The organism is Roseateles sp. GW821-FHT09G09 (assembly GCF_059415965.1).
The window spans coordinates 111768-137163 of record NZ_JBWKOG010000011.1 but is presented as its reverse complement, the minus strand read 5'-3'; the positions used below and the strand labels follow the sequence as shown (position 1 = coordinate 137163).

Genomic DNA, 25396 nt, shown 5'->3' with positions numbered 1-25396 from the left:
CATGTCAGTCGAAGGCATTTCGTACGCGCCACACACGCCCTGGTACCAGTCGTCGCTGCGCTCGCCGATCGTGCGCATCGTCGTCGGCGCCTTCGCCACGGTGGCGCCTGTGGCTCTGACGATGGCGGGCATCCACGCCCTCCTGCCCAAGCCCTACCGCCAACTGTGGCCGCAACTGCTGGCCGCGGTGCTCTGCGTGCTCGCCTATCGCTGGTTCGTCCACGTCCTGGAGAAGCGCCGGATGCATGAGCTGGCCCGGCGCCCCGCCGTGCGGGAGGTCCTGACGGGCGCGCTGATCGGCCTGACGCTAATCAGCGGCATCGTCGGCCTGCTGTGGTCCACCGGCATCCTGAGGATCACTGGCATGACCTGGCACGGCCTGCTGGCGCCGATGGCCGAGATGACGCTTGCTGCCGTGCTGGAGGAACTGCTCTTCCGCGGCGTGCTGCTGCGCATCCTGGTCGGCTGGCTGGGCCTGTGGCCCGCCTTCGCGATCTCGTCGCTGCTGTTCGGCCTGGCGCATCTCCCCACCGAAGGCTTCTCGGCGGTGGCGTTCCTGGCCATCATGGTCGCCGGCGCCCTGCTCTCCGCCGCTTACCTCGTGCATGGCCGGCTCTGGCTGCCGATCGGCCTGCACTTCGGATGGAACTTCGCAACCACGGCGATCTTCGGCCTCTCGTCCTCCGGCAACAAGACGATGGGAGTGCTTCAGACTGCGCTCGACGGGCCGGCATGGCTCACGGGCGGCCGCTTCGGCGTGGAAGCGTCAGCAGTGACCCTGGTCGTGACGGCCATGGCCACGGCGGCGCTGCTGGCGTTGCGCCGCGGCCGGCAGGCCGGGACCGCACCCGGCAGCCCCCGATGGAGGCAGGCATGACGAGAACCCTGGGCACGCAGTTGCGCCACCTGATCGAGCTGCTGGACAGCGCCGTCGAACGCTCCTACGAGAACCTGGACCCCAGCTACCGTCCGCGCTATACGCCGGTGATGCGCGTGCTGATGCAGGACGGCGTCGCCACGATCAGCGAGATCGCCCAGGCCGCGGGCATCAGCCAACCCGCGGTGACGCAGACGGTCGCCCGGATGACGGAGGCCGACCTCGTGTCCGTGACCCCTTCGGAGACGGATGCGCGACAGCGCATCGTGCAACTGACGAAGAAGGGCAAGCGCCTCGCGCCCCGGCTGACGCAGTGCTGGGAAGCGACCGCGCTGGCGGCCAGGAGCCTGGAGGCGGACATGCCGGTGCCCCTCGGACGCGTACTGGAAGACGCCATCCAGGCGCTGGAGAAACAGTCCTACGACGAGCGGATCGCGACGGCCCGGGTGGCGCTCGGGATCCAGAAGTGACGACGGCTGAGATCAAGACGACGGAGGTGAAGGTGGCTTCCCTGTAGGGAAATGGCAGACACGCCCTTCCTGGCCCGCCCTCTCCCGCGGCCTCCCCATCCCTCCGATGATGCGGGAATGAAAACTGCCTGCGCAGCGTCTCGATGAGCTCCACCTTCGAAGGAATGGCGTCCTGCGCGCTCGCCACGGCATTCCAGCCTGTCTTCAGCCTCACCCATGGCCGCTTGGTCGGCCATGAAGCGCTGCTCCGGGCCACCGATGCCGACGGCCGCCCCATCGCGCCTAACCTGCTCTTCGACGGGCTGCCCGACCATCGCGCCCGCGCGGACCTCGACGTCCGCGCCGTCCGGCAGCACCTGCAGGCCTACGCGGCCATGGGCAAGCGCGACGCGCCCGAGTGGCTGCTGCTGAACCTCCATCCGGCCACCCTGCTTGAAACGACCGGCGCGCTCCAGGAGATCGAACGCGCACTGGACGCGAGCGGCATCCGGCCGTCGCGCGTCGTGATCGAGGTGCTCGAGTCCCCGCTGTTCGAGGACGAGCGCGTCTATCCGGCGCTGCAGCAGCTGCGCGCCAAGGGCTGCCTGATCGCGCTCGACGACTTCGGCGCCGGGCATTCGAACTTCGAGCGCGTCTTCGACCTCGCCCCGCACCTCGTCAAGCTGGACCGCCGCGTGCTCCTGCGCGCCAAGCAGGATCCCAAGCCGCTGCGCATCCTCCAGCGCATGGTCTCGCTGCTGCAGGAATGCGGCGCGCTCGTCCTGGTCGAAGGCATCGAGACGCTGGAGGGCGCCCACATCGCCCTGACCTGCGACGCCGATTTCGTCCAGGGCTACTTCTTCGGCCGACCGCAGGCGACGACGCTGTCGGTCCAGGACGGCAGCGAGGCGCTGGACGCCGCGTGGCACAGCTTCGACGAGGCGCAATCCCGCAAGGACGATCGCTGGCGGGAGTCCATGGCCGTTCACTGCGACCGGCTCCGCCAGGCCAGCGTGGCCCTGGCGGCGGGCCGATCGATGAACGAGGCCTGCGCGGACTTCCTGTCCGCGCCCAACGCGTCGATGTGCTACCTGCTCGACGACCAGGGTCGGCAGCTCGCCGACATCGCCTTCCGGGACGACGCGGCCCGGGAGAAGCTGCAGCGCGCCGAGCAGTTCGAGCCCCTGCACAACTGCTCCGGCGCCCGCTGGTCACGGCGCCAGTACTTCCGCCGAGCGGTGAGCTTCCCCGGCACCGTCCAGCTCACGCGCCCCTATCTGACGCTGCAGGGCGGCTGGATGTGCCTGACCGGATCGATCGCGTTTGAACTCGAAGGCCGGACGGCCATCCTCTGCGGCGACCTGCGGGTGCATCTGCCGGCGGAGAATGTGGCATCACGGCAGTGATCGTCGCCGCCCGGAGGACATCGGGGTCAGGCCGTGCCGGCTCCAGGAGCGAGACGCGGCCTCGCTTCGATCAGCTGCTGCTGCCGTTGCGGATCTCCGGATCCGTCGTGGCGATGAGCGTCTCGGCGCCGCCGGACTCGGGGCGACGGAACACGAGCACGACACCGCGCGAGGACTGCGAGTCCACCGGGATGGTCAGCCAGGTCGCGCCGTCCGCGCCGTTGGCGACGAAGGTGTTGGGCAGCCCGCAGGACTTGCGCAGCGTCTTGGCCACCGCGGCGAACAAGGTCACCGTCGGATCAGGCAGGCGGCCGTCCAGCTGTTCGATCGCCTTCGGCGGGACGTCGCGGCAGCGCTCGGTGAACCTGATCTTCTGGGTGCCGCCGGCGGTGTCCAGCGTCGAGCCGACGCGCTTCCAGTCCTGGTCGAAATAGGCGCAGTCCACGATCCTTTCGGGGGACTCGATGATCTGTTCCAGCTGGTCCTTGGGCTTGAGCGGCACGACGTAGTACAGCGTCGCTTCATCGCGTTGGGCTTCGTCGGCGTCGGAGAGGATGTCGGTGGTCATGAGGGTCGCCTGCCTTTCGGGGCTGTGGTTGAGGAACTCGTGAAGATCGCGGCCCGGGTCGGCACGTAGCCGTCCGCCGTGAGCCGCCGCTGCCAGCCGTCGTCCGCGGCGCCCGGCGTCGCGCAGCTGCGCGCGGCCATCCAGCCTTCCAGCAACAGGCCGGCCTGACCGGCATCCACCGCCGGCTGCAATTGATCGCGCCACCGCGCGCAGCGCGCGCGATCAGGCGCCGCGCCGGCGGCCGCGGTCGCGCGCAGCGACAGCAAGGCGCGTCGCGCCTGCAGCTCCAGGCTCTGCCAGTGGCGCGGCCGCAGTCGCAGCAACTCCGCCATCTCGACGTCCGACGCGTCCAGCCGACCCGCGGCCCGCGACCAGTCCCCCGCGCGCGCGGCCAGCTCGGCCTCGGCCATCGCGATGCGCATCACGGTCTCGCGGCGCAGGAAGTCGCGCGCCGGATCGCTGCCCGTCGACGTCTGTTCCGCGACCAGTTGATCGCGCAGCACCGGCAGCTCGCGCTCGATGTTCAGGCCGGCGTCCAGCCGCGTCAGCAGCAGGTTGCCCTCGGCATGCTGGCGGTCCGCGCGCCAGTAGCGGTTGGAGGGATCGTGGCGCTCCGCCTCGCGCAGCCGCGCGACACCCACGGCCATGGTCGCGGCGGCCTCCGCCAGGCGGCCGGACGCCCGCAGCGCGTCGGCGCGCCGCAGGTCCAGCGTGCCCAGGTCGCGCAGGCGCAGCTGTTCATCGGGATGTCCCGCCGCCAGCGCGACGCGCGCCTCGCGCGCGGCGTCGTAGTGCGAGAGCGCTTCCATCGGCCGCCCGCGGACATGCGCCACCAGCCCCAGCCACGTGCGCGAGGTCGCCACCGCGTCGCGCGTCTCGGCGTCCGTCGGCGCATGGGCCAGCGCATCGAGCTTGAGCGCCAGCGATTCGCGGAACCAGCGGTCCGCGTCCTGCCAGGCACCGCGGCGGAAGGCGATCGATCCCAGGCTGTTGAGCGCGTACCCGAGTTCCACCTTCGCCGTCGCGTCGTCCGGCGCGAGCTGCCGCCAACGCTCGCAGGCCTCGCGGTACCGGCCCATCGCGTCGGCGGCGGTGTCGAAGTCGCCGCCGTCGAAAGCGATCTGACCCAGCCAGAACGACGCGGCACCCAGCGTCCGGTAGTAGTCACCCGGGCTCACGTCGGGCACCCGGTCCAGCGGCTCCAGCGCTTCCAGCAGGCGCCGCGCCGCGGTCAGAGCGTCCTCGGCGATGTCGGTACGGCCCTGGCCCCGGCTGCTGTTGACCTCGCCGATCACGACCAGCGCCTTGGCCCGCCGCAGCGTGTCGGCCCCGTCGGCTCGCGCCTCGGCGACGTCACCGGCTCCCAGCAGCTTGAGGCCCTGTTCGCCGATGCGGCTCAGCAGCTCCAGCTTGCCGATCGGCCGCAAGCCGTCGGCCAGTTCGCCGAGCATGAAGGACGCCAGCTGCCGGCTCTGTCGCTCACGGTCCGCGGCCACGCCGGCCTGGCGCGCATAGGCGAAGGCCGCCACCCCCGCGACCACCGCCAGCAGGAAGGCACCCACGGACGCCGCGCCCAGGCCCCATCGCTGGCGGCGCAGCCGCCGCTGCGAACGCTCGATGAAATCGCGCTCCTGATCGCTGAACAGCTGCGGCGCCTCCGCCAGTGCGCGCGCCGCCGTCCACAGCGTCGAGCCGCGCGGCATCAGCAAGGGGCCCGCTTGATCCGCCTCCCGCCATCGCGCGACCCACGGCCGCAGCTCGTCGCGCGCCGCGAGCCCCGCCCGATGCTGCGCCACCCAGGCCGTCACGCGCGGCCAGCGCCGCAGCAGCGCTTCGTGCGCGACGCGGTAGCCGCTCACGCCGCCGCCGGCCAGGTCCGCCACCAGCAGCCGGGCCTCGACGAAGGCGCGCACCAGCGCCTGCTCCTGCGGATCGGTCAGCTCCGAGGCCGCGATCCAGCGGCTGGTCGGCGACGCCTCCTCGCCGCCCAGCGTGACGAGCCGGGGCAGCAGCCGCGGCAGCGCCTCCTGCTGCGCCGGCGGCAGTTCACCGAGCAGCGCCTCGGCGCGGCGCCCGATCGCGCCTTCCAGCCCGCCGAGATCCTCGTAGGCCGACCACGCGAGCACATCGCCCGGCGCGCGGTGCAGGTAGAGCTGCTGCAGCGCGTACTGCAGCAGCGGCAACGCGTCCGGCGCCTGCATCGCGTCGATGCACAGGCGGTCGTCGAGGCGGTTGAGGCCGCTCTCGTCGGCGCCGTAGCTCAGCCCCGCGGCACGCGCGGGCAGGCGGATCATCTGCGCGATCGCGCGCGCGTCCGGCGGCGCCAGGTCCAGATGCGCGCCGCCTTCCTTGCCACGCATCAGCGACGGCCAGCGCGCCAGCGCCGCATAGAAATCGTTGCGGCAGACCGCCAGCACCACCAGGCGCCCGCTGCTCACCAGCTGGTCGAGCATCCCGAGCCAGGCGCCGATGCGCGCGTCGTCATCCTGGAAGATCGCCTCCAGCCGGTCCAGCACCAGCAGCGGCGGGGCCTGCGCGCCGCCGCGCAACGCGCGTGTGGCGTCCAGCCCGATCTCGAGCTGCCGCAGCACCTCGCCCGGCGCGATGCGCAGGTCCGCCGCCAGCGTGTCGATGCTGTAGCCGGACAGCAGGGGCACGCCCAGGCACTCCCAGTCCAGCATCGCGCCGGCCACGCCGGCCCAGGCGTCCAGTCCGCCCAGCGCGCCGAGGTCGACCAGCGCCGCCGCACTGGCACGCAGCAATTCGCCGCCGGCGCCACTGCCGCCGTTGCCGTTGGTGTTTTCGTCGCTGATTTCCGTGCCGCCGCCGACCGACGCGGTGGGCGATCGCGCCAGCACGGGCATGAGCCCGGCCTGCACCAGCGAGGTCTTGCCCGACCCGCTCGGCCCGAGCAGCACCACCAGGGGATGGCCCAGCCGCCATTGCCGCGTCAGGCGCGCGTGCAGCGCAGCCACGGCGTCGTCGCGGCCGAAGAACACGCTGGCATGCGCCGCGTCGAACGGCTCCAGGCCGCGGAACGGCGACAGCCCGCGCCAACCGCCGGCGTGGCTGCGCGGTCCTTCCGCCGACAGCACGCCGATGGGCGCCACCAGCCGGTAGCCCTGCTTGCGGATCGTCTCCAGATAACGCGGCGCGGAGGCGCTGTCGCCCAGCGCGCGCCGCAGCCCGGCCACGACCTTGTGCACCGGGTTGTCGCCGAGCGTCGTGGCCTCCGGCCAGCAGTCCTGCAGCAGCGCCTCGGCCGACACCACCTGGCCCGGATGACGGCACAGCGCGGCCAGCACCGCCATCGGGCGCGGCTCCAGCGTCACGGTCTCGTCATCCCGTCGCAGCCGGCGCGTGGGCACGTCGACGATCCAGTCGCCGAGCAGGAAGCTCAGCGGCTCGCCCGTCCTCATCCCGCGCGCCGTCGGCGATGTCGGCGATGTCGGCGGTGTCGTCGCGGAAGGCGGGCCCTCCTCGATCCTCGGATCCATGTCATCACTCCCTGGCCCGGCCTCTTCGGGCCGTGATGGCGCGCAGTCTAGGAGCGGCAGCCCGCCGCGTCTGTATCTCCACCCCGCAAGTGTTGACAGCTTGACAGGGGACAGCCCGCGCTTGCGCCCGACGCGCCGGCCCCCCACCCCGCCGCGCTGAGCCGAATCTCCGAAAAGCCGGCCCCCAACATCGGCATCCGACGGATGGGCCCCGGGGTGCCGCGCTCCTATCGTTCAACCCATGATTGACGCCGCCCTCCTCCACATCGCCGGCCACCTGAACGCCGTGCTGCGCCGCTCGCACCAGTCGGCGGAGGACCTCGTCGCCGTGACCGCGCTGCATGAGGCGGACGGCGCCCCGGCCGCCGGCGCGGCGCACCGGCTCTGCGCCTTCCTGGTCAACCTGGAGCGCGACGCCGTGCCCGGCATGCCGGCGCACACGCTGGGCAGCGGCGAGCGGATGGCGCGCTACGCACCGCCGGTGCAGCTCAACCTGCTGGTGATGATCGCGGCCAACTACGGCGGCACCACCTATCCGGAAGCGCTCAAGCTGATCGGCAGCACCATCGCCTGCTTCCAGGCCACGCCAGTGCTCGATCCGCAGAACACGCCCGGGCTGGACCCGCGCATCGACAAGCTCACGCTGAACATCGAGCCGCTGGGCCTGCACGACCTGGCCACGCTGTGGGGCGTGCTCGGCGGCCGCTACGTGCCGTCGGTGCTGTACCGCGTGCGCCTCCTGTCCATCGACGCCCGCAAGCCCGACGCGCAACTGCCGTCGGTGCGCACGCCGGCGGTCGGCGTCCACGGCTGAAGGGCGGGCATACATCATGGGTCCCTACTTCCCCTTGCTGCAGGTGGACGTCGCCCACGGCTACTACGCCGACGGCCGCTGCCGCGGCCTGCGCTTCGTCCCCGCCGGCACCACCGCCGAGCGGCTGCGCCGCGCCGACGCGCTGGTGCGGGCCGACGGGGGATCGTTGCGGATCCACGGTCCGGCCGAGGCGATCGACCGCCTGCACGCCGATGCCGAGGACAGCTCCGGCGCCTTCGATGACGGCGGCGCGCTGAGCTGGTGCGTCTTCGCCACCGACGACGATTTCGCCTGCGGTACCGAAGACGCGGCCGACCGACCGCATGAACTGCTGTGGGTCGAGCCGGGTAGCGCCGACAACGCGCTCGAAGCCCGACCCAAGGCACTGGCTGCGCCTGAGCTCACGCCGCTGCTGACGCCGCACGACCGCCGCGTGATCCCATTCGCGCTGCTGCACCTGCCGCTATCGCGTCTGCCACTGTCGCGTCCGCCGGACCCGGGACCGCCGCACGATCCCGCCGCCTGGCCGGTGCGCTATCGCTGGCCGCTGGCGCCGCGCGCCACCGTCTGGAAGTACTGCCTGCTGGGCGACTGGACCGAGCCCGCGCTCGCCGTCGTCGACCTGGCCGGCGAGACCGACTTCAGCCCGCCCGCGCTCGAGCGCCTGGACGACGGCACGCCGATGCTGGCGATCCGGTCCCTGCAGCGCGTGCCGCTGGCGCAGCGCTCGCCGCGCCGCTTCCAGCTGCGCAGCCGCCTCGAAGGCGGCGCCGGCAACCACGACAAGGTGCTGATCCGCCGCCTGCCCACGGCGGCGGCGCAACTGCTCGCCCGCGAAACGATAGCCGGCCGACCGGCGATCGTCTCCGAGATCCACGTGCATCGCTAACCCGCAGAGGAGGCCGCCATGGCTATGAAGACACCCGGTGTCTATATCGTCGAGAAGAATGCGTTTCCGAACTCGGTCGTCGAGGTGGCCACCGCGGTGCCCGCCTTCGTCGGCTACACCCGCCGGGCCGAGAACGGCGGCAAGTCGCTGCTGAACAAGCCCTGGCGCATCAGTTCGATGGCGGAGTACCACACCTACTTCGGCCACGGTCCCGACCCCCACCTGACCATCGCCGAGGCGCCGCCCAACACGCGTTCGGACTTCCGCGGCGACGACAAGGACTACGCCCTGACCCAGGCCGACGGCGCCGACGGCGGCCGCTTCCTGCTGTACCACGGCATGGTGCACTTCTTCCAGAACGGCGGCGGACCCTGCTACGTCGTCTCCGTGGGCAACTACGGCGGCCTGGTCGAGGCGCAGGCGCTCACCGACGGCATCGACACGCTGGTCAAGGAGCAGGAACCGACCATGCTGGTCATCCCCGACGCGGTCCTGCTCAAGCGCGCCGACTGCGTCGCCGTCCAGCAGGCCATGCTGCAGCACTGCGGCGGCCGCATGCGCAACCGCATCGCCATCCTCGACGTCTGGAACGGCTACCTGGACCGCAAGGATCCGGGCGGCGATCCGATCGAGGGCTTCCGCAACGACCTGGGCGTCAATTTCCTGGACTTCGCCGCGGCCTACTACCCGTGGGTCAACACCACCGTCGTGCAGGACAAGGACCTGGACTACACCCGCATCGCCAACCCCGCGCTGCTGGCCCAGCTGCTGCGCAAGGAGCTGTCGCTGCCCGAGGCCGTCGACCCCGCGATGCCGCCGCGCACCGCGCAGCAGACCCAGGCCGTGGCGGACATCGTCAAGACCGACGACGACTGGACCACCTACGTCACCGGCCTGGTCAACGCGTCCACCAAGTCCGACCTCGAGAAGCAGAAGGCGCTGACGCCCGCCGCGCTCGCCGTCGCGGTGGAGACGCACAAGTCGCTGCTGCACAAGAGCCTGGTCTCGATGAGCCCGCTCTACAACACCGTCATGACCGAGGCGCGCAACCGGCTCAACCTGCTGCCCCCCTCGGCCGCGATGGCCGGCGTGTACACGATGGTCGACAACAGCCGCGGCGTCTGGAAGGCGCCCGCCAACGTCAGCCTCAACGGCGTGGTCTCGCCCGAGGTCACCATCTCGCACGAGGACCAGGAAGACCTCAACGTCACCACGCAGGGCAAGTCGATCAACGCGATCCGGTCCTTCATCGGCGAGGGCGTGCTCGTCTGGGGCGCCCGCACGCTGGACGGCAACAGCCTGGACTGGCGCTACATCAACGTGCGCCGCACGATGATCATGCTGGAGGAGTCCTGCCGGCTCGCGTCCAAGGCGATGGTGTTCGAGCCCAACGTGGCCAATACCTGGGTGACCATCAAGAGCATGATCTCCAGCTTCCTCACCGGGATCTGGAAGCGCGGCGGCCTGGCCGGCGCGGTCCCCGACGACGCCTTCAGCGTCCACGTCGGCCTGGGCGAGACGATGACCGCCGAGGACATCCTCGAAGGCATCCTGCGCGTGACCGTCCTGGTCGCCATCAGCCGCCCGGCCGAATTCATCGAGATCACCTTCCAGCAGCAGATGCAGAAGTCGTGACGGCCGCATCACGCACCCTCAATTTTCCGACCTCATAACCCTCGTGGAGGCAGGCAATGGCAGACGACGGATCAGCGCAATCGGCCACGGTGTGGCCCCTCCCCAAGTTCCGCTTCGAAGTGAAGTGGGACTCGGCGGTGATGTCCTTCCAGGAAGTGTCCGGACTGGACGTGGAAGCGCAGCCCATCGAGTACCGGCACGGGGACAGCCCCGCGTTCTCGGTGCTCAAGATGCCGGGCATGAAGAAGTACAGCGACGTCACGATGAAGAAAGGCGTCTTCAAGGGCGACAACAAGTTCTGGGACTGGTTCAACGACATCAAGATGAACACCATCAAGCGCAAGCCGGTGACCATCAGTCTCCTGGACGAGGCCGGCAAGCCGACCATGGTCTGGACCCTGGCCAACGCGTGGCCGACCAAGATCACCAGCACCGACCTGAAGTCCACCGGCAACGAGGTGGCGATCGAGACCATCGTGATCGCGCACGAAGGCCTCGTCATCGCCAACGCCTGATGGCGATCCCGCCCGCTCCCCCGCTGCCGCCCGCGGCGCGACCGTCGGCGCGGGTGACCCGCGCGCCGACGCCGCGACCGGCCGGCGCGACGGGCGCGCCGCCCTCGCAAGGTCCGCAGGGCAAGGCGGCGCAGGCGCTCTACCCGCCCCCGGCCTTCCACTTCGCGGTGACCTTCGGGGCCAACGCCAAGGATGCGGACGGCGCCTTCCGCGAGGTCAACGGCCTGGGGCCGGAGATGGAGACGGAGAGCGTCGCCGAGGGCGGCCAGAACGCCTTCGTGCACCAGCTGCCCAAGGCGGTGAAGCATCCGAAGCTGGTGCTCTCGCGCGGCATCGCGACGATGGAGTCGCGGCTGCTGCTGTGGTGCCAGTCGGTGCTGGAAGGCGGGCTGGCGCAGCCGATCTTCCCCAAGCAGCTGCATGTGTTCCTGCTCGATGAACAGGGCGGCCCGCTGCGGGTGTGGTCGGTGCAGAACGCCTATCCGGTGAAGTGGTCGGTCGAGGCCTTCCAGGCCACCCGCAACGAGGTCGCCATCGAACGCATCGAGCTGGCCTACGCGGGCTCCAACCGGTTGATGTGACACCAGGGGCCACCCTCAGGATCAAGCACCATGAGCATCGAAGTGAGACAACTGCTGATCCGCTCGCAGGTCACGCCCGCGCCGGCGCCGCCCGCGCCCGCGATGACGCAGCGCGACCTGCAGCGGCTGCGCGAGCAGCTGCTCGCCGAATGCCGCGCCTGGCTGGCCGACCGGCTGCGCGCGCAGCGGGAGCGCTGAGATGGCGACGTCCTCTTCCGCTGCTTCCGCTGCCTCGGCATCGTCGGGCTCATCGGGCTCGTCGAGCTCGTCGAGCTCGTCGAGCTCATCGGACACGTCCGCCTCGCCCCAGCTCACCCGGCTGCTGCTGACGCGCTACAACCTCAGCAAGACCGGCACGGTCGAGCTGGACAAGGACGTCACCTTCCAGGCGCAGATCAACCCGTCGGAGTTCAGCCACAGCTTCGGCATCCGCTACGACAAGACCAAGTCGCAGGGCTCGCCCGGCGTGGAGCCGAAGTTCAGCGCCATCGACGACGAGCGCGTCAACTTCTCCATCGTGCTGGACAGCACCGGCGTGGTCCCGGCCGTGCCGGGCCAGCCCACCGACGTGAAGGGCCAGCTCGCCCAGCTCAACAAGGTCGTGTACGAATACATCGACCTGCGCACCGAGCCGCCCTACGTGCGGGTGCTGTGGGGCACGCTCATCTTCTTCGGCCGGCTGGAGTCGCTCAAGACGCAGTACACGCTGTTCAAGCCGGGCGGCGATCCGCTGCGCGCCAAGGTGGACATGAGCTTCGTCGGCGCGATGAGCAAGGAGGAGGAGCGCCGCGTCACCAACCGCGCCAGCACCTCCGACCTGACGCGCACGGTGACGATGAAGAAGAACGACTCGCTGGGCGCGCTGTGCGAGCAGATCTACGGGGACTCCTCATCCTTCATGAAGGTCGCCCGCTACAACGGTCTGACCGACTTCCGCAACATCCCACCCGGGACGGTGCTGAAGTTTCCACCGGTGGGGAAGTGACATGCCCGGCGTCTCACCGCTCCAGGACAGCGTCGGCGTCGTGTCGCTCAGCGTGCTGATCGACGGCGAGCGCCTGCCCGAAAGCGCCGACCTCATGTCGGTGACCGTGCGCCGCGCCGCCAACACCGTGCCCAGCGCGCGGCTGGTGTTCAACGACGGCGACATGCCGGACCGCGAGTTCCCGCTCAGCGACGCGGCCCACTTCAAGCCCGGCGCCGCGCTGACGGTGCAGGCGGGCTACGGGCTGCAGGAAGAGACCATCTTCGAAGGCCTGGTCGTGCGCCACGGCCTGCGGGTCGAGGGCGACAACGACGCGCGCCTGATCGTCGAGTGCCGCGACAAGGCGGTGAAGATGACGGTCGGCCGGCGGAACGTGAACTACATCGACCAGCTCGACAGCGACATCATGAGCACGCTGGCCGGCGCCCACGGCCTGGCCGCCGACGTCGAGGCGACCACGATCACCCATCCCGAGCTGGTGCAGCACTTCTGCAGCGACTGGGACTTCCTGCTGACGCGGGCCGATGCCAACGGCATGCTGGTGTCGGTCAACGACGGCGCGTTGACCGTGGCCACGCCCAAGGCGGCCGGCGAGGCGGCGCTGTCGGTGAGCTACGGCATCGACCTGATCTCGTTCGAGGGCGACGTCGACGCCCGCCACCAGTACGGCAGCGCGATGGCGGTGTCCTGGGATCCGAAGGCGCAGGCCGCGCTGGAAGGCACCGCCGCCGACCCGGCCGCGCTGCCGGTGCAGGGCGACCTGGACACCGGCACCCTGTCCGAGGTCATCGGCCTGGCGAGCTTCCGGCTGCAGGCCGGCGCGCCGCAGTCGCGCGACATGCTGACGCAGTGGGCCAAGGCCCAGCAGCTCAAGTCCGGCCTGGCGCGGCTGCGCGGCCGCCTGAGCTTCCAGGGCAGCGCCAAGGCCAAGGTCGGCGGGCTCATCGAGCTGCAGGGCGTGGGCAAGCGCTTCAGCGGCGCGGTCTACATCACCGGGCTGCGCCACCACATCGAGGACGGCGCCTGGACGACCGAGGCCGACTTCGGGCTCGATCCCGACTGGTTCAGCGCGCGCCCCGACGTGCCCGCGCAACCGGCCGCCGGCCTGCTGCCGCCGGTGCCGGGCCTGCAGGTCGGCGTGGTGATGAAGCTCGACGCCGATCCGGCCGGCGAGCAGCGCATTCAGGTCAAGGTGCCGGTGCTGCAGGCCGAGACCGAAGGCGTCTGGGCGCGGCTGCTGCAGTCGCACGCCAGCAGCGGCTTCGGCGCCTTCTTCCTGCCCGAGGTCGGCGACGAGGTCGTGCTGGGCTACTTCGCCGGCGACCCCTCGCACCCGGTCATCCTGGGCAGCCTCTACAGCAGCAGCCGCACGCCGCCCTACGCGCTGGCGGCGCCCAACGACACCAAGGCCTTCGTCACGCGCTGCAAGCACAAGCTCGAGTTCGACGAGAAGGACAAGGTCATCACCGTCACCACGCCGGGCAACAACCGCATCGTGCTGAGCGACAAGGACAAGTCCATCCTGCTCGAGGACCAGAACGGCAACAAGGTCGAGCTCAGCCCCTCGGGCATCGCGCTGGACAGCCCCAAGGACATCACCGTCACCGCCAAGGGGCAGATCCAGCTGGACGCCGTGGGCGCGGTGTCGATCACGTCCAAGGCCGACGTCAAGACGACCGGCATGAACGTCAGCTGCGAGGCGCAGATGGCCTTCTCCGCCAAGGGCAACGCCGCCGCGGAACTCTCGGCCTCGGGTCAGACCGTGGTCAAGGGCGCGATGGTCATGATCAATTGAGAAAGGACACGCCGTGCCGCCCGCCGCCCGCCTCACCGACCTGCATGTCTGTCCCATGGTCACGCCCGGCCTGCCGCCGATCCCGCACGTGGGCGGTCCGGTCATCGGACCGGGCGTGCCGACGGTGCTGATCGGTTCGCTGCCCGCGGCCGTGCTGGGCGACAACGCGACCTGCGTCGGCCCGCCGGACGCCATCGTCATGGGCTCCGCGACGGTGATGATCGGCGGCCGGCCGGCCGCGCGCGTCGGCGACACCACCGCGCACGGCGGGAACATCGCGATCGGGCTGCCGACCGTGATGATCGGAGGCTGACATGGACGCCGACCACGACTTCCTCGGCACCGGCTGGGCCTTCCCGCCCGCCTTCGACCGGCGCACCCGCGGCGGCGTGATGGTGTCGGGCGTGACCGACGTCGAGGAAAGCCTGCGCATCCTGCTCACCACCGCGCCCGGCGAACGCATCATGCACCCGACCTACGGCTGCGGCCTGCGGCGCATGGTCTTCGAGACGATGAACGACAGCACGCTGACGGAGATCCGCAGCCTGATCCAGCAGGCCATCCTGTTCTTCGAGGCGCGCATCGCGTTGAACGCGATCGACATCGACACCTCCGGGCTGTACGACGGCGTGCTGCGCATCCAGCTCGACTACACGCTGCGCAGCAGCAACAGCCGCCACAACTTCGTGTTCCCGCTCTATGTGCGGGAGGGCGACGTGCTGGGGAGCGAACCCGCATGAGCACCGGCACCGAACAGCGCGAGCGCTTCCCGCAAGCCCTGGCCCCCGGCTACTTCCGCCCGGACGACCTGGACTTCGAGCAGCGCGTCGAGATGACGGCCCAGTTGGCGCGGCATCTGCGCTTCATCGACCTCGACGATCACGACGCGGGCGACTGGAGCACGCTCTTCGCCACCGATCCGACGCTGGTGATGGCGCGCATCGCGGCGGTGGATCCGTGGCCGATGCAGCAGCACTTCGGCCGCGAGGTGGACGCCGCCCCGCTGCCGCACCTGGCGCGCCAGGTGCTCACGCTGGCCGGCTGGCTGGACCTGTGGTGGCGCGCGCTGGCGGGCATCCACGACACCGCGCCCCGCGTGCTGCGCGAGCGCATCCACCTGCTGGTGGACCAGCAGCTGGCGGCGGACCTGCGCTGGGTGGAGCGCCGCTTCCTGTTGGGGGCCGAGGCGGCGGCCGGATCGAATGGTCCCAACAGCAGCAACGGATCCAACGGACCCAACGGCCCCGACGGCCAGCACGGCGCGTCCGCGCCGCGCCCGCCCAGCCCCGTGGAACGCGAGCTCTCGCGCATGTGGCACCGCACGATCGGCGAGGAGCCGACCGTCGACCCCCAGGCCGAGCGCGAGGACCGCGAGCGCCTGCGCGAGCGCTTCTTCGCCTTCCTCAGCGCGGTGGAGGAAGTGCGCCGGCTGGCGCGCGAGCTGCTGCCCGACAGCATCGCCACGGCCAACCACGAGCCTGCGGCGGCGCTGCTGATCGCCTTCCTGAAGGTGTGCGAGACGGCGCAGCGCGAGGTCAACCGCTTCCCCGCCCGCCACACCGCGTTCTACTACCGCGACTGCCTCGGTTTCGACCTCGCGCCGTCGCGCGCGGACAGCGTGCACCTCGCCTGCCAGCGCGACCTGCGCGCCCCCGGCGACGTCTTCCTGCCGCCGGGCACCGCCTTCGACGCGGGCAAGGACGCGGCGGGCCGGCCGGTGCGTTTCGTCAGCGACGGGCCGTTGACGGTCACCGACGCGCGGGTGGAGACGCTGCGCACGCTGCGGCTGGAACGGGACCGGCTGATCGCGCCCGAGCGCGACCTGAACTACGTCACCCGCGCCAAGGTCGCGCAGCCTGTGGCCGACGGCCGCACGGTCTGGCCGCTGTTCGGCGCGGCCGGCGGCGCGGGGGCCGAGGACGCGCGCATCGGGCTGGCGATCGCGTCGCCGCTGCTGTGGCTGCGCGAGGGCGAGCGCGAGATCCGCGTGATCCTGCGCCAGACCTCGTCCGGCGCCGCGCCGGACCTGCGCGGCCTGCGCGACGCGGTGCTGCGCGCCAAGACCGCCGAGACCTTCCGGGAGGCCTTCGGCAATCTGGTGCCGCAGTGGCTGCTGGCCGGGGGCGATGCGGCCGCGCCCGCCCCCGACGACCTCCGCGACACCGACTGGATCTCGATGCGCAACGCCGCGCACCGCCTGCTCGGCGACGGCCTGCCGGCACTGTTCGACGGCTCGGGCTCGCCCAACCGGGCGCTCATCTTCGACCGGCTGCTGCAGGGCGCCTTCCGCCTGAGCCTGAGCACGGCGACCGGCTGGTGGACCGTGGAGAGCCGCCTCGATCGCGCCGCCGGCGCGGGCCTGTCGCTGCTGATCCGGCTGCGCGCCGACGCGCCCGCCATCACCGGCTGCGATCCCGCCGTGCACGGCGCGGAGTGGCCAACGCGCCTGCCGGTGCTGCGCCTGGAGGTCGCGACGCAGGGGCGGCTCTATCCCTACTCGCTGCTGGCGCGGCTGCCGCTGGCGGAGGTCGACCTGCGCGTGGGTGTGCGCAGCGTGCGCGACGTGCGCCTGGCCAACGGCCTGGGCCGGCTCGACCCGTCGAAGGCCTTCGCGCCCTTCGGTCCGCTGCCGGGCCTGTCGTCCTACCTGGTCGTCGGCTCGCCCGAGGCGGCGCGCAAGACGCTGGACCGGATGTCGCTGGACATCGAATGGGGCGGCCTGCCGCTGGAGCCCGGCGGCTTCGACACGCATTACGCCGGCTACGGCGGCCCCGCCGGCAAGGAGCTGCGCCAGGGCCGTTTCACCACTGAGATCGCCTGGCTGCGCGACGGCCAATGGCAGGCCTGCGCGAACCGCTCCGCCCAGCAGCCGCTGTTCGCCGACCCCACCCCGGCCGGCGAGCTGGTCGCGGCGCAGCACATCGAGATCGACCCCGGCTCGGTGCGCAAGCTCAGCCGCGCCACCGAGGAGGACTGGTCGACGATGGCCATCCCGCGCAACGGCCTGTGCCGGCTGCAGCTCAGCGGCCCGCGCGCGGCCTTCGGCCACGCGGCCTATCCGATCGAGCTGGCCGCCACCGTGGCCGCCAACGCCCGCACCAGGCGCCCGAGCCCGCTGCCGAATCCGCCGTACACGCCGATGATCGAGCGCCTCTCGCTGAACTACGAGGCCGCCAGCGTCATCGCGCTGGACCGCGACGACGATCCGCCCGAAGGCGTGGACGGCGAGCGGCTGTTCCACCTCCATCCCTTCGGCCTGCAGACGCTGTATTCGGCGGTCTCGGGCGGCGGGCACGACCTGCTGCCGCGGCTGGGCGCCGACGGCAACCTCTACATCGGCCTGGCCTCCTCCGATCCCGGCGGCGTGCTGACGCTGCTGTTCCAGCTGCGCGAGTCCTCCGCGCGCAGCCTGCTCAACGGCCACCGCCCGCGCGGCGTGTCCTGGGCCACGCTGGCCAACGACGAGTGGCGACCGCTGGCGCCCTCGCGGGTGCTGGGCGACACGACGCACGGCTGCCTGACCTCCGGCATCGTGACGCTGGACCTGCCGCGCGACATGAGCACCGACCACACGGTGATGCCGGCCGGGCTCTACTGGCTGCGGCTGTCGGCGCGCGAGGCCTTCGACACCTTCGCGGGCCTGGTGTCGGTGCGCACGCAAGGGCTGCGGCTGCGGCGGCAGATGCCGGGAGCGGTGAACGGCGGCAAGCCGCCCGCGCCGCCGGAGCCGCTGGCCGACGGCGTCATCGTGCGTCCCTCGGCGACGCTGCCGGGCCTGGCCGCGGTGACGCAGGTCGGGCGGTCCTTCAGCCTGCAGCGCGAGGAGGGCGAGCACGCCATGATCACCCGCGCCGGCGAGCGGCTCCAGCACAAGGGCCGCGCCTCGGTGGGCTGGGACGTGGAGCGGCTGCTGCTCTCGCGCTTCCCCGACGTGATGAAGGTGCGTTGCATCCCGGCGCAGGACGGCAGCGGCGGCGTGACGGCGGTGGTGATCCCGACGCTGCCGCGCAATCTGCCCGCGCTGGCCTGCGCGGCGCCGCGCTTCAACGCGGTCGAATTGGCACGTATGACCGCCGCGCTGGCGGAGATCGGCTCGCCCTTCGCGCGCTTCCAGGTCCGCAATCCCGCCTACGACCGGCTGCAGCTGCGCGCGACGCTCGGCCTGACGCGCGGCGCGCATGAAGGCGCGACGCTGCGCCGCGTCAACGAGGCCATCGTCCATTGCCTGTCGCCGTGGTTCGACGACGGCTACGGGGCGCGCTTCGACTGGCTGGTGCGCAGCGAGGACCTCGAGGCCCGGCTGCGCGCGCTCGACGGCGTGAGCTTCGTGACGCAGCTGTCGCTGATCACCGTGGCCTGCGACGACCGCGACGTCTACACGCTGTCCGACACGGCCCGCGCGCCGGTGGGCGCCCCGCAATCGGGTCGGCCCGGCCAGGACGGCACGCGACCAGCGACCGGCGCGGCCCATGCGCGCGCGCGGCTGCCGTGGAGCATCGCGCTGCCGATGCCGCAGCACATCCTCACCGCGGTCGACCGCTTCCCGGAGACGGTGTCGCCGCGCGCCACCGGCGTCGACCGGCTCGCGGTCGGCAGCACCTTCGTCATTGGAGGTCCGGACCGGCAGGACGCCGGACCCGCCTTCGTCATCGGCAGGAGCGCGCCATGACGACCCGCAATCGCGACACGCTCAAGCAGTTCTTCCAGGAAGGTCGGCTGCCCACGAGCGACCACTTCGGCGACCTGATCGACTCGATGCTCAACATGAGCGACGAGGGCTTCCGCAAGACGCCGGAGAACGGCTTCGAGGTGTCGACGCCGGTCAGCCACGACGCGCTGATCAGCTTCTACCGGGAGCAGAGCGGCCGCGAGGCGATCTGGTCGATGGCCTACGGCGGCGACCGCGACCAGCTGCTGTTCCACCACGGCGACGCGCGCGCCGCCGGCACGCGGGATCCGGTGCTGGCGCTGGACACCGAGGGCCGCGTCGGCATCGGCACGGCCCGGCCGCGCCAGGCGCTGGAGGTGGCGGGCGTGGTCGCGTCGTCGGGGCGGCTCGGCGACCTGCGCCGCGAGGACGACGCCGGCCAGCCGCTCAAGGCCGACGGCGAGTGGCACGACCTGACCGGCCCCTTGAGCGGCTGCCAGGCCTTCGAGGTGATGGCCGGCGTCGGCCAGAAGGACGGCGGACGCTTCGCGATGCTGCATGCGATCGCGATGAACACCTACAACCCGCTGCCGGGTTGGCTGGAGTTCCTCTCGCCGCGCAAGCGCATCCGCAGCCAGCACGCCTGGTACGGCCGCCGCTGCGACCGCATCCAGCTGCGCTGGGCCGGCGGCCACGGGCGGCGCGCCAGCTACCGGCTGCAGATCCGCACGCAATGCGACTACGGCGAGGGCAAGGTCATCCAGGCCTCCGTCTCGCAGCTGTGGTTCGACCCGGAGATGACGGGAGGCACGTTGTGACGGCCAAGCTGTCGCCCACGACCGACGAGGAACGCGACGTCGGCTTCGACGGGCTGCGCGCGCGCGGCATCGGCCTGCTGCAGCAGCTCAGCGGCGGCGTGTGGACCGACCACAACCTGCACGACCCCGGCATCACGATGCTGGAGCAGCTGTGCTTCGGTCTCACCGACGTCGTCTATCGCGCCGGCTTCCCGGTCGCGGACCATCTCACCGGTCCGGACGGCAGCATCGACTACGAGGCCCTGTCGCTGCATCCGCCGGCCGAGGTCTTCCCCTGCCGGCCGACCACGCCGGCGGACTACCGGCGGCACCTGCTCGACGCGACGCCCGGCCTGGATGACGCCACGCTGGTGCCGGAGCCCGGCACGGGGTTGTACCGGCTGCAGCTGCAGCTGTCGCGCGATGCCACGGTGTCGGGCGACGACGCGTCGGAACGCATCGCCGCGGCGCGCGCGGCCTACTTCGAGCGCCGCAACCTCGGCGAGGACCTGCATCCCGACATCGTCCGCATGCGCGACGTGCCCTGCGACCTGCACGCCGACATCGACATCGCCGGCCCGCGCGACGGCGTCGAGATCCTGGCCGAGGTCTACGACCGCTGCGCGCGCCACATCGCGCGCGCAGCGGTCTCGCGCACGCTGGACGAGCTGCTGCGCGAGGGCCATTCGCTGGAACGCATCTACACCGGTCCGGCGCTGCGCAACGGTTTCATCGAGGATGCACCCGCGCCGGAGGCGGGCTACGCCGCCGAGCGGCTGTTCCTGTCGGACCTGACGACGGTGGTGCTGTCGGTGCCCGGCGTGGTCGATGCGCGCGTGGTCGCGCTGCGGGCCGAGGGCCGTGAGGCGACGGCGGGCTCGGTCGAATGGCGCGGCGCGGACTGGGCGCTGTCGCTGCGCCTGCCCGACCGGGACGTGCCGTCGACGATCAGTGTGCGGCGGCGCGGCAACGTCGTGCCGGTGGCCTGGAACGACCTGCGCCGGCGGCTGGAGGACCTGCGCTCGGCCGGGCGCTCCCATCGCGCGCGCGGGCGCACCGAGCAGGCCGCGCGCGCCGCCGAGCTGCTGCCGCGCGGCGTGCACCGGCGCCTGGACGCCTATGTCTCGGTGCAGGACCACCTGCCCGCGATCTACGGCCTCGGCCGCTATGGCGTGCCCTCGTCCGCGCCGCCGCAGCGGCAGGCCCGCGCCAAGCAGCTCAAGGCCTACCTGGTGATGCAGGAGCAGGCCATCGCGCAAGGCCTGGCACAGCTGCAGCATCTGCGCGAGCTGTTCTCGGTCACGCCCGGCGCGCGCCAGGGCCTGTGGACGCAGCTGATCGGCGCCGAGGCCGTGCCGGGGCTCGACCGGCTCTACCTGCATCCGCCGCAGGTCGTGGCGGAGGCGGTGTACCGGCCTTTCGACCGCTCGGCGCGGCGCAAGAACCGGGCGCTGGACCACCTGCTGGCGCTGCACGGCGAGACCTACACGCAGAACTCGATGCGGCAGTTCCTCGGCCACCTCAGCCCCGAGGAGGCCGAGACCCTGCTGCTGGAGAACAAGGCCACCTGGCTGCGCGACATCGTGCAGCTGACGCGCGATCGCGCCGGCGGGTTCGACCCGGGCCGGCCATCGTGGGACGTGGCGGAGAACTGCGGCGGATTGCAGCGCCGGGCCAGCCTGCTGCTGGGTTTCAAGCAATGGCACGACCGGCCGCTGACGCGCGCGCTGCGCGAGCAGCGCTTCACCATCGTCGCGACGCCGGGCGCCGGGCATCAACCGTGGCTGCTCGACGGCCACGACGACGCGGTGCGGCTGGCGCCGTCCGCCGGCCACGCGGTGCAGCCGGCCGACCGCGCGCAGGTGCGCGAGGACCTGCAGCGCATGCCCTGGCTGCGCTTGCCGATCCCGGCCGGGCTGCTGCGCGCCGGGCAGCGCAGTTCGCGCTACCGGTTGATGCCGAGCCCGGGGAATTCCTGGAGCGCAGGTGCGAGCAAGGGCAGCCGCGGCAGCGGTGGCAGCGGCCATGGCGGCGGCGCTTGCCGACTGATCCTCGGCCCCGACGAGGATCAGCGCTGGTGGCTGCTGGGCGAGTTCCCCGACGCCGCCGACGCGCGACGCGGCGCCGCCAGCCTGCGGCTCTTCCTGCGCCATCTGGATCAGGAGAGCGAAGGCATGCACGTCGTCGAGCACGTGCTGCTGCGCCCGCTGCGGCAGGACGCGCTCGCGCATGCGCGACTGGGCTTGTCGAAGGACTTCCACCAACTGCGCGTGACCGTGGTGCTGCCGGGATGGACGCAGCGCACCTCCCAGCCGGCCTTCCGCAACTTCGCGGAGGAGACGCTGCGCATCAGCTGCCCGGCTCACCTGACGCTGCGATGCGTGTGGCTGGACGCCGAGCCGATGCAACGCTTCGAGGACACCTATTCGGCCTGGCTGGAGGCGCGCCTCGCGTGGGCCGGCGCGCCCGACAGCGACCGCGCCAGGACGCTGGCGGACGAGACCGCCTGCCGCGTGATCGAGCGCCTGGGGATAGACGATCCGACGAGGGACAGCAGTCTCGGGGGCAACGGCAACGGCGGCGGTTCCGGCCGCGGACCGCGCGGAGAGGACGACGGCCAGGCGCCGGTCGTGCAAGGCCATGCGTGAGTCCGACCGCCCGTCGCCGCACCTCGTCGAACGCATGACGGTCGACGCGGACTTCGGCGCCTGTCTGGGGTTCGGCCAGGGCGCGAGCCACGGCATGGGCCAGCACGTGGGCCAGGGCATGGGCGCCTCCCCGGGCGAGACCGAGGCGCGCCTGGTCGCCTGCGTCCAGGGCCCGCTGCTGCGCGTGATCGACGAGGTCTTCGACGCCTGCTGCCCGCGCGAGGAACACTGGCGCCTGGACGAGCTGGAGATCGACCTGGGCGAGCTGCCCGCCGCGGAGTGGGAGACCGAGGCGCCGCGCGTGCTGCGCGAACGCCTGCGCCGCGTGCTGGAGGAACTGCGCGGCCCCGGCGCGATCAGCGCGTCCGGCCGCGCGACCGGCCTGCGCGTGCGCACCCGGCCGCAGGCGCGGCGCGACGCCTTGCTGCATTTCCTTCGACATGGTCGGCTGCCGTGGCAGGGTCGCGGCGACGATCCGGTCAGCCTCGCCCGCGATGCCTTGCGCGAGGATGCGGGGGCGCTCGTCGCCGCGTTGCGCGCCGCGCCCGATCGCGCGGCCTTGCTGCAGCGGCTGGCCGCGCAGTTCGACGAGGACCTGCTGGGCACGCTCGTCCATGCCTTCATGCCGGGGGAACCGGCCGCGGCGGCGAAGCTGCTCGACATCGTCGCGCAGGCGCGGCGCGACGGCCGGTCGCCGCGCACGCGCGCTGCCCTGTGGGAATCGGTGCTGGGACAGGCGATGGACCATGCGGTGGCCCCGCGACCGGCCGCGCTGATGCTGCTGCGGGCGCAGGTGCTCGCGGCGCTGGATGCGGGCGCGGCGTTCTCGGGCGGCGGCGATCCGCTGCGCGGCATCGCGCATGCGTGGGCGCCGCTGCTGCGCGAGGACCGCGACTGGCTGCGCGCCACGCTGCAACGTGTCGGCGAGGCGGCCACGGTGCGCGAGCGGCTGGTGCAGGCGCTGCCCGAGCCGCTGCTGCCGCGCCTGCTCAGCCTGTGGATGGCCGAGCCCGCGGCCGAGGCTGTCACCGCGTGGATCGCCGCCGTGGCGGCGGGCGAGACGCCTCGTGCGGCGCCGACCCGCACGGTCTCATCGCCTCCCGATCATGCGACCCAGGAGGCGCGAAGGCGCCAGCTCTGGCAGGCCACGCTCGGCCACGCGGTGCGTCATCCGACGACGAGCTTCGACCCGGCGCGCTACGAGACGGAGGTCCGCGCAGACCTGGAGCGCCACGCGCCGCCCGGTTCTGAACCGCCCGCGCGATGGTTCGACCGCGCCGTGCGCGCGGCCACGTCGGTCCTGGCGGCCGCGCTGAACGTGTTGCGGCTGCCATGGCGCAAGGCCCCTCCCGCGCCGCGCGCTCCCGAGCAGGCGATCGCCGCAGAGGCGCCCGACACGGATCCGCTGACCGAGCAGATCGCCGTCGGCAACGCCGGCCTGGTGCTGGTGTCGCCCTACCTGCCGCGGCTGTTCTCGATGCTCGGCCTCGCCGACGAGCGCGCGTTCATCGGCCCGGAGGCGGCGTCGCGCGCCGCGCTGCTGCTGCAGGCGCTCGCGACCGGCCACGCGGCCGCGCCGGAGTCGGAACTCGTGCTCAACAAGCTGCTCTGCGGCCTGCCGCTGGACGCGCCGCTGCCGCGCGTGATCGATCTCTCCGACGCCGAGCGCGACGCGATCGACGGCCTGATCGGCGCGGTGATCCAGCACTGGCGGATCCTGGGCACGACCTCGATCGACGGCCTGCGCGGCACCTTCCTGCGCCGCGCCGGCCATCTGGCGCGGCGCGACGACGCGTGGCAGCTCGCGGTCGAGCCGGGGCCCTTCGACATGCTGATCGATCAACTGCCGTGGGGCTACGCGACCTTGCGACATCCGTGGATGGAAAGGGTGATTCATGTGGACTGGCGCTGACCCGTCGCCGCGCGCGACGTCCAACGCGCGGGCCTTGGAAGCCGAGTTGCAGTGGCTGGACCACGTGCTGCAGCTGCGGCTGGCCGGACACTTCGGGCAGGACGGCGCGCCGGCGTCGCCGCACGCGGCGGCGGATCGCGGCGAGCTGCCGCTTCCGCCGCCCTTGCCGGCCACACCCGACGACGACCTCACCCGCCTGATCCGGGAAGGCGGGCTCGGTCCGGCCGAGCGGCTGGTGCTCGCGCTCGCGCTGGCGCCGCACCTGCGGCCGCAGCTGATGGACCTGCTCTTCGTCAGCAACCGCAACCTGGACCGCGGCTTCTGCGAGTTCGGCGGCTGGAAGGGCCGGCACCACGGCGGTTTCCTGCCGACGGTGGAGACGGCGGCCTTCCTGCTCGCGGGCGAGGACCTGTCGCGCCGCTTCGCGCTGCGGCAGATGCTGGACGAGACGGCGCCGCTGCGCCGGCTCGGGCTGGTGCGGCTCGCGCATGAGGCGCCCGGCGAGCCCTGGTACGGCTCCGCGCTGCTGGCCGGCGCCGACACGCTGGACCTGCTGTGCACGGGCGAATCGCGCAAGCCCGACTACAGCACGCAGTTCCCCGCCAAGCTCATCGAGACCCAGCTCGGCTGGGACGACCTGGTGCTGGATCCCGACGTGATGGAGGAAGTCGAGGCCATCATCACCTGGGCCCGCCACGGCGACACGCTGATGCGGGACTGGCAGCTCGACAAGGCGCTCAAGCCCGGTTACCGCTGCCTGTTCTTCGGCCCGCCCGGCACCGGCAAGACGCTCACCGCCACGCTGATCGGCGACAAGGTCGGCGCGGACGTCTACCGCATCGACCTGTCGATGGTCGTGTCCAAGTACATCGGCGAGACGGAGAAGAACCTCGCCCAGGTCTTCGACCAGGCGCAGCACCGGCGCTGGATCCTGTTCTTCGACGAGGCGGACGCGCTCTTCGGCAAGCGGACCGCGACATCCAGCAGCAACGACCGCCACGCCAACCAGGAGGTGTCCTACCTGCTGCAACGGGTGGAGGACTTCCCCGGCACGGTCATCCTGGCGAGCAACCTCAAGGGCAACATCGACGACGCCTTCGCGCGGCGTTTCCAGTCGGCGGTGTATTTCCCGATGCCGGACGCCGAGCAGCGCCTGCGGCTGTGGGAAGGCATGGTGCGGCACACCGGGCGGCTGGACGTGGACGTCGACCTGGCCGACTTCGCCGAGCGGCATGAACTGGCCGGCGGCGCCATCGCCAACGTGGTGCGCTTCGGCGCGATCAACGCGATGCAGGCGGGACGCGACCGCATCCTGGCTGCCGACCTGCGCCGCGGCATCGCCAAGGAACTGCGCAAGGAAGGACGCACGGTGTAGCCGCC

At 71.9% G+C, this 25396-nt stretch carries 20 protein-coding genes; 18 read left to right on the top strand and 2 right to left on the bottom strand.

From position 1 onward, the window contains the following. The first annotated feature begins 1 nt into the window (after window position 1). The 3 genes from AC07O8_RS24735 to AC07O8_RS24725 all read left to right on the top strand — a co-directional run bounded on the left by AC07O8_RS24735 (window position 2) and on the right by AC07O8_RS24725 (window position 2732). Window positions 2-877 carry a CPBP family intramembrane glutamic endopeptidase gene (locus AC07O8_RS24735; RefSeq protein ID WP_495050580.1) on the top strand — a complete coding sequence of 292 codons (876 nt, stop codon included), beginning with the start codon at window positions 2-4 and terminating at the stop codon, window positions 875-877. Next, the gene (locus tag AC07O8_RS24730) at window positions 874-1347 is read left to right on the top strand and encodes a MarR family winged helix-turn-helix transcriptional regulator (protein ID WP_495050579.1); all 474 of its coding nucleotides are present in this window, start codon (window positions 874-876) and stop codon (window positions 1345-1347) included. Before AC07O8_RS24735 ends, AC07O8_RS24730 begins: the two co-directional genes overlap by 4 nt. 143 nt (window positions 1348-1490) lie before the next feature. Further along, entirely contained in the window at window positions 1491-2732 is a 1242-nt protein-coding gene (locus AC07O8_RS24725) for an EAL domain-containing protein (RefSeq protein WP_495050578.1), read from the top strand. A 70-nt stretch (window positions 2733-2802) separates the two neighbouring features. Here AC07O8_RS24725 and AC07O8_RS24720 read toward each other — a convergent pair whose 3' ends face one another. Both AC07O8_RS24720 and AC07O8_RS24715 read right to left on the bottom strand, forming a co-directional pair. Beyond that, window positions 2803-3300 (bottom strand): hypothetical protein, encoded by a 498-nt coding sequence (locus AC07O8_RS24720; RefSeq protein ID WP_495050577.1) that lies wholly within the window; start codon window positions 3298-3300, stop codon window positions 2803-2805. Then, entirely contained in the window at window positions 3297-6797 is a 3501-nt protein-coding gene (locus AC07O8_RS24715) for an nSTAND1 domain-containing NTPase (protein ID WP_495050576.1), read from the bottom strand. Before AC07O8_RS24715 ends, AC07O8_RS24720 begins: the two co-directional genes overlap by 4 nt. A 241-nt stretch (window positions 6798-7038) precedes the next feature. Here AC07O8_RS24715 and AC07O8_RS24710 point away from each other — a divergent pair, with 241 nt between their 5' ends. The 15 genes from AC07O8_RS24710 (at window position 7039) to AC07O8_RS24640 (ending at window position 25391) form a co-directional block, all read left to right on the top strand. Continuing rightward, window positions 7039-7611 (top strand): Pvc16 family protein, encoded by a 573-nt coding sequence (locus AC07O8_RS24710; protein ID WP_495050575.1) that lies wholly within the window; start codon window positions 7039-7041, stop codon window positions 7609-7611. A 16-nt stretch (window positions 7612-7627) separates the two neighbouring features. Beyond that, window positions 7628-8500, top strand: a complete 873-nt coding sequence (locus tag AC07O8_RS24705) for a hypothetical protein (RefSeq protein ID WP_495050574.1) — start codon at window positions 7628-7630, stop codon at window positions 8498-8500. A gap of 18 nt (window positions 8501-8518) precedes the next feature. Next, window positions 8519-10135, top strand: coding sequence for a phage tail sheath family protein (locus AC07O8_RS24700; protein ID WP_495050573.1), 1617 nt, complete (start codon window positions 8519-8521; stop codon window positions 10133-10135). An 89-nt stretch (window positions 10136-10224) separates the two neighbouring features. Then, the gene (locus AC07O8_RS24695; RefSeq protein WP_495050572.1) at window positions 10225-10650 is read left to right on the top strand and encodes a phage tail protein; all 426 of its coding nucleotides are present in this window, start codon (window positions 10225-10227) and stop codon (window positions 10648-10650) included. Beyond that, complete coding sequence (locus AC07O8_RS24690; protein WP_495050571.1) at window positions 10650-11231, top strand: phage tail protein; 582 nt, start codon at window positions 10650-10652, stop codon at window positions 11229-11231. Before AC07O8_RS24695 ends, AC07O8_RS24690 begins: the two co-directional genes overlap by 1 nt. Before the next feature lie 30 nt (window positions 11232-11261). Next, window positions 11262-11429 (top strand): DUF5908 family protein, encoded by a 168-nt coding sequence (locus tag AC07O8_RS24685; RefSeq protein WP_331613743.1) that lies wholly within the window; start codon window positions 11262-11264, stop codon window positions 11427-11429. 1 nt (window position 11430) lies between these two features. Then, a complete protein-coding gene (locus AC07O8_RS24680; protein ID WP_495050570.1) occupies window positions 11431-12216 on the top strand; it encodes a CIS tube protein in 786 nt (261 codons plus the stop codon). 1 nt (window position 12217) lies between these two features. Then, window positions 12218-14011, top strand: coding sequence for a type VI secretion system tip protein VgrG (gene vgrG / locus AC07O8_RS24675; RefSeq protein ID WP_495050569.1), 1794 nt, complete (start codon window positions 12218-12220; stop codon window positions 14009-14011). A gap of 13 nt (window positions 14012-14024) precedes the next feature. After that, the gene (locus tag AC07O8_RS24670) at window positions 14025-14324 is read left to right on the top strand and encodes a PAAR domain-containing protein (protein WP_495050568.1); all 300 of its coding nucleotides are present in this window, start codon (window positions 14025-14027) and stop codon (window positions 14322-14324) included. Window position 14325: 1 nt separating this feature from the next. Then, on the top strand, window positions 14326-14751 hold the full coding sequence (locus tag AC07O8_RS24665) for a GPW/gp25 family protein (protein WP_297526294.1): 426 nt from the start codon (window positions 14326-14328) through the stop codon (window positions 14749-14751). Next, a complete protein-coding gene (locus AC07O8_RS24660) occupies window positions 14748-18680 on the top strand; it encodes a baseplate J/gp47 family protein (RefSeq protein WP_495050567.1) in 3933 nt (1310 codons plus the stop codon). Before AC07O8_RS24665 ends, AC07O8_RS24660 begins: the two co-directional genes overlap by 4 nt. After that, complete coding sequence (locus AC07O8_RS24655; protein WP_495050566.1) at window positions 18677-19477, top strand: hypothetical protein; 801 nt, start codon at window positions 18677-18679, stop codon at window positions 19475-19477. Before AC07O8_RS24660 ends, AC07O8_RS24655 begins: the two co-directional genes overlap by 4 nt. Continuing rightward, the gene (locus tag AC07O8_RS24650) at window positions 19474-22104 is read left to right on the top strand and encodes a baseplate wedge protein (RefSeq protein WP_495050565.1); all 2631 of its coding nucleotides are present in this window, start codon (window positions 19474-19476) and stop codon (window positions 22102-22104) included. Before AC07O8_RS24655 ends, AC07O8_RS24650 begins: the two co-directional genes overlap by 4 nt. Further along, window positions 22097-24016 carry a contractile injection system tape measure protein gene (locus AC07O8_RS24645; protein WP_495050564.1) on the top strand — a complete coding sequence of 640 codons (1920 nt, stop codon included), beginning with the start codon at window positions 22097-22099 and terminating at the stop codon, window positions 24014-24016. The genes AC07O8_RS24650 and AC07O8_RS24645 overlap by 8 nt, the downstream gene beginning before the upstream one ends. Next, window positions 24000-25391, top strand: coding sequence for an ATP-binding protein (locus AC07O8_RS24640; RefSeq protein WP_297526299.1), 1392 nt, complete (start codon window positions 24000-24002; stop codon window positions 25389-25391). The genes AC07O8_RS24645 and AC07O8_RS24640 overlap by 17 nt, the downstream gene beginning before the upstream one ends. Window positions 25392-25396 lie beyond the last annotated feature (5 nt).

Bases quoted from the DNA above. Each gene is read 5' to 3' on its own strand.
- AC07O8_RS24640 (WP_297526299.1), top strand. From the start codon at position 24,000: ATGTGGACTGGCGCTGACCCGTCGCCGCGCGCGACGTCCAACGCGCGG.
- AC07O8_RS24665 (WP_297526294.1), top strand. From the start codon at position 14,326: ATGGACGCCGACCACGACTTCCTCGGCACCGGCTGGGCCTTCCCGCCC.
- AC07O8_RS24710 (WP_495050575.1), top strand. From the start codon at position 7,039: ATGATTGACGCCGCCCTCCTCCACATCGCCGGCCACCTGAACGCCGTG.
- AC07O8_RS24645 (WP_495050564.1), top strand. From the start codon at position 22,097: ATGCGTGAGTCCGACCGCCCGTCGCCGCACCTCGTCGAACGCATGACG.
- AC07O8_RS24690 (WP_495050571.1), top strand. From the start codon at position 10,650: ATGGCGATCCCGCCCGCTCCCCCGCTGCCGCCCGCGGCGCGACCGTCG.
- AC07O8_RS24730 (WP_495050579.1), top strand. From the start codon at position 874: ATGACGAGAACCCTGGGCACGCAGTTGCGCCACCTGATCGAGCTGCTG.
- AC07O8_RS24700 (WP_495050573.1), top strand. From the start codon at position 8,519: ATGGCTATGAAGACACCCGGTGTCTATATCGTCGAGAAGAATGCGTTT.
- AC07O8_RS24720 (WP_495050577.1), bottom strand. From the start codon at position 3,300: ATGACCACCGACATCCTCTCCGACGCCGACGAAGCCCAACGCGATGAA.
- AC07O8_RS24705 (WP_495050574.1), top strand. From the start codon at position 7,628: ATGGGTCCCTACTTCCCCTTGCTGCAGGTGGACGTCGCCCACGGCTAC.
- AC07O8_RS24655 (WP_495050566.1), top strand. From the start codon at position 18,677: ATGACGACCCGCAATCGCGACACGCTCAAGCAGTTCTTCCAGGAAGGT.
- AC07O8_RS24725 (WP_495050578.1), top strand. From the start codon at position 1,491: ATGAGCTCCACCTTCGAAGGAATGGCGTCCTGCGCGCTCGCCACGGCA.
- AC07O8_RS24660 (WP_495050567.1), top strand. From the start codon at position 14,748: ATGAGCACCGGCACCGAACAGCGCGAGCGCTTCCCGCAAGCCCTGGCC.
- AC07O8_RS24685 (WP_331613743.1), top strand. From the start codon at position 11,262: ATGAGCATCGAAGTGAGACAACTGCTGATCCGCTCGCAGGTCACGCCC.
- AC07O8_RS24735 (WP_495050580.1), top strand. From the start codon at position 2: ATGTCAGTCGAAGGCATTTCGTACGCGCCACACACGCCCTGGTACCAG.
- AC07O8_RS24715 (WP_495050576.1), bottom strand. From the start codon at position 6,797: ATGGATCCGAGGATCGAGGAGGGCCCGCCTTCCGCGACGACACCGCCG.
- AC07O8_RS24680 (WP_495050570.1), top strand. From the start codon at position 11,431: ATGGCGACGTCCTCTTCCGCTGCTTCCGCTGCCTCGGCATCGTCGGGC.
- vgrG (WP_495050569.1), top strand. From the start codon at position 12,218: ATGCCCGGCGTCTCACCGCTCCAGGACAGCGTCGGCGTCGTGTCGCTC.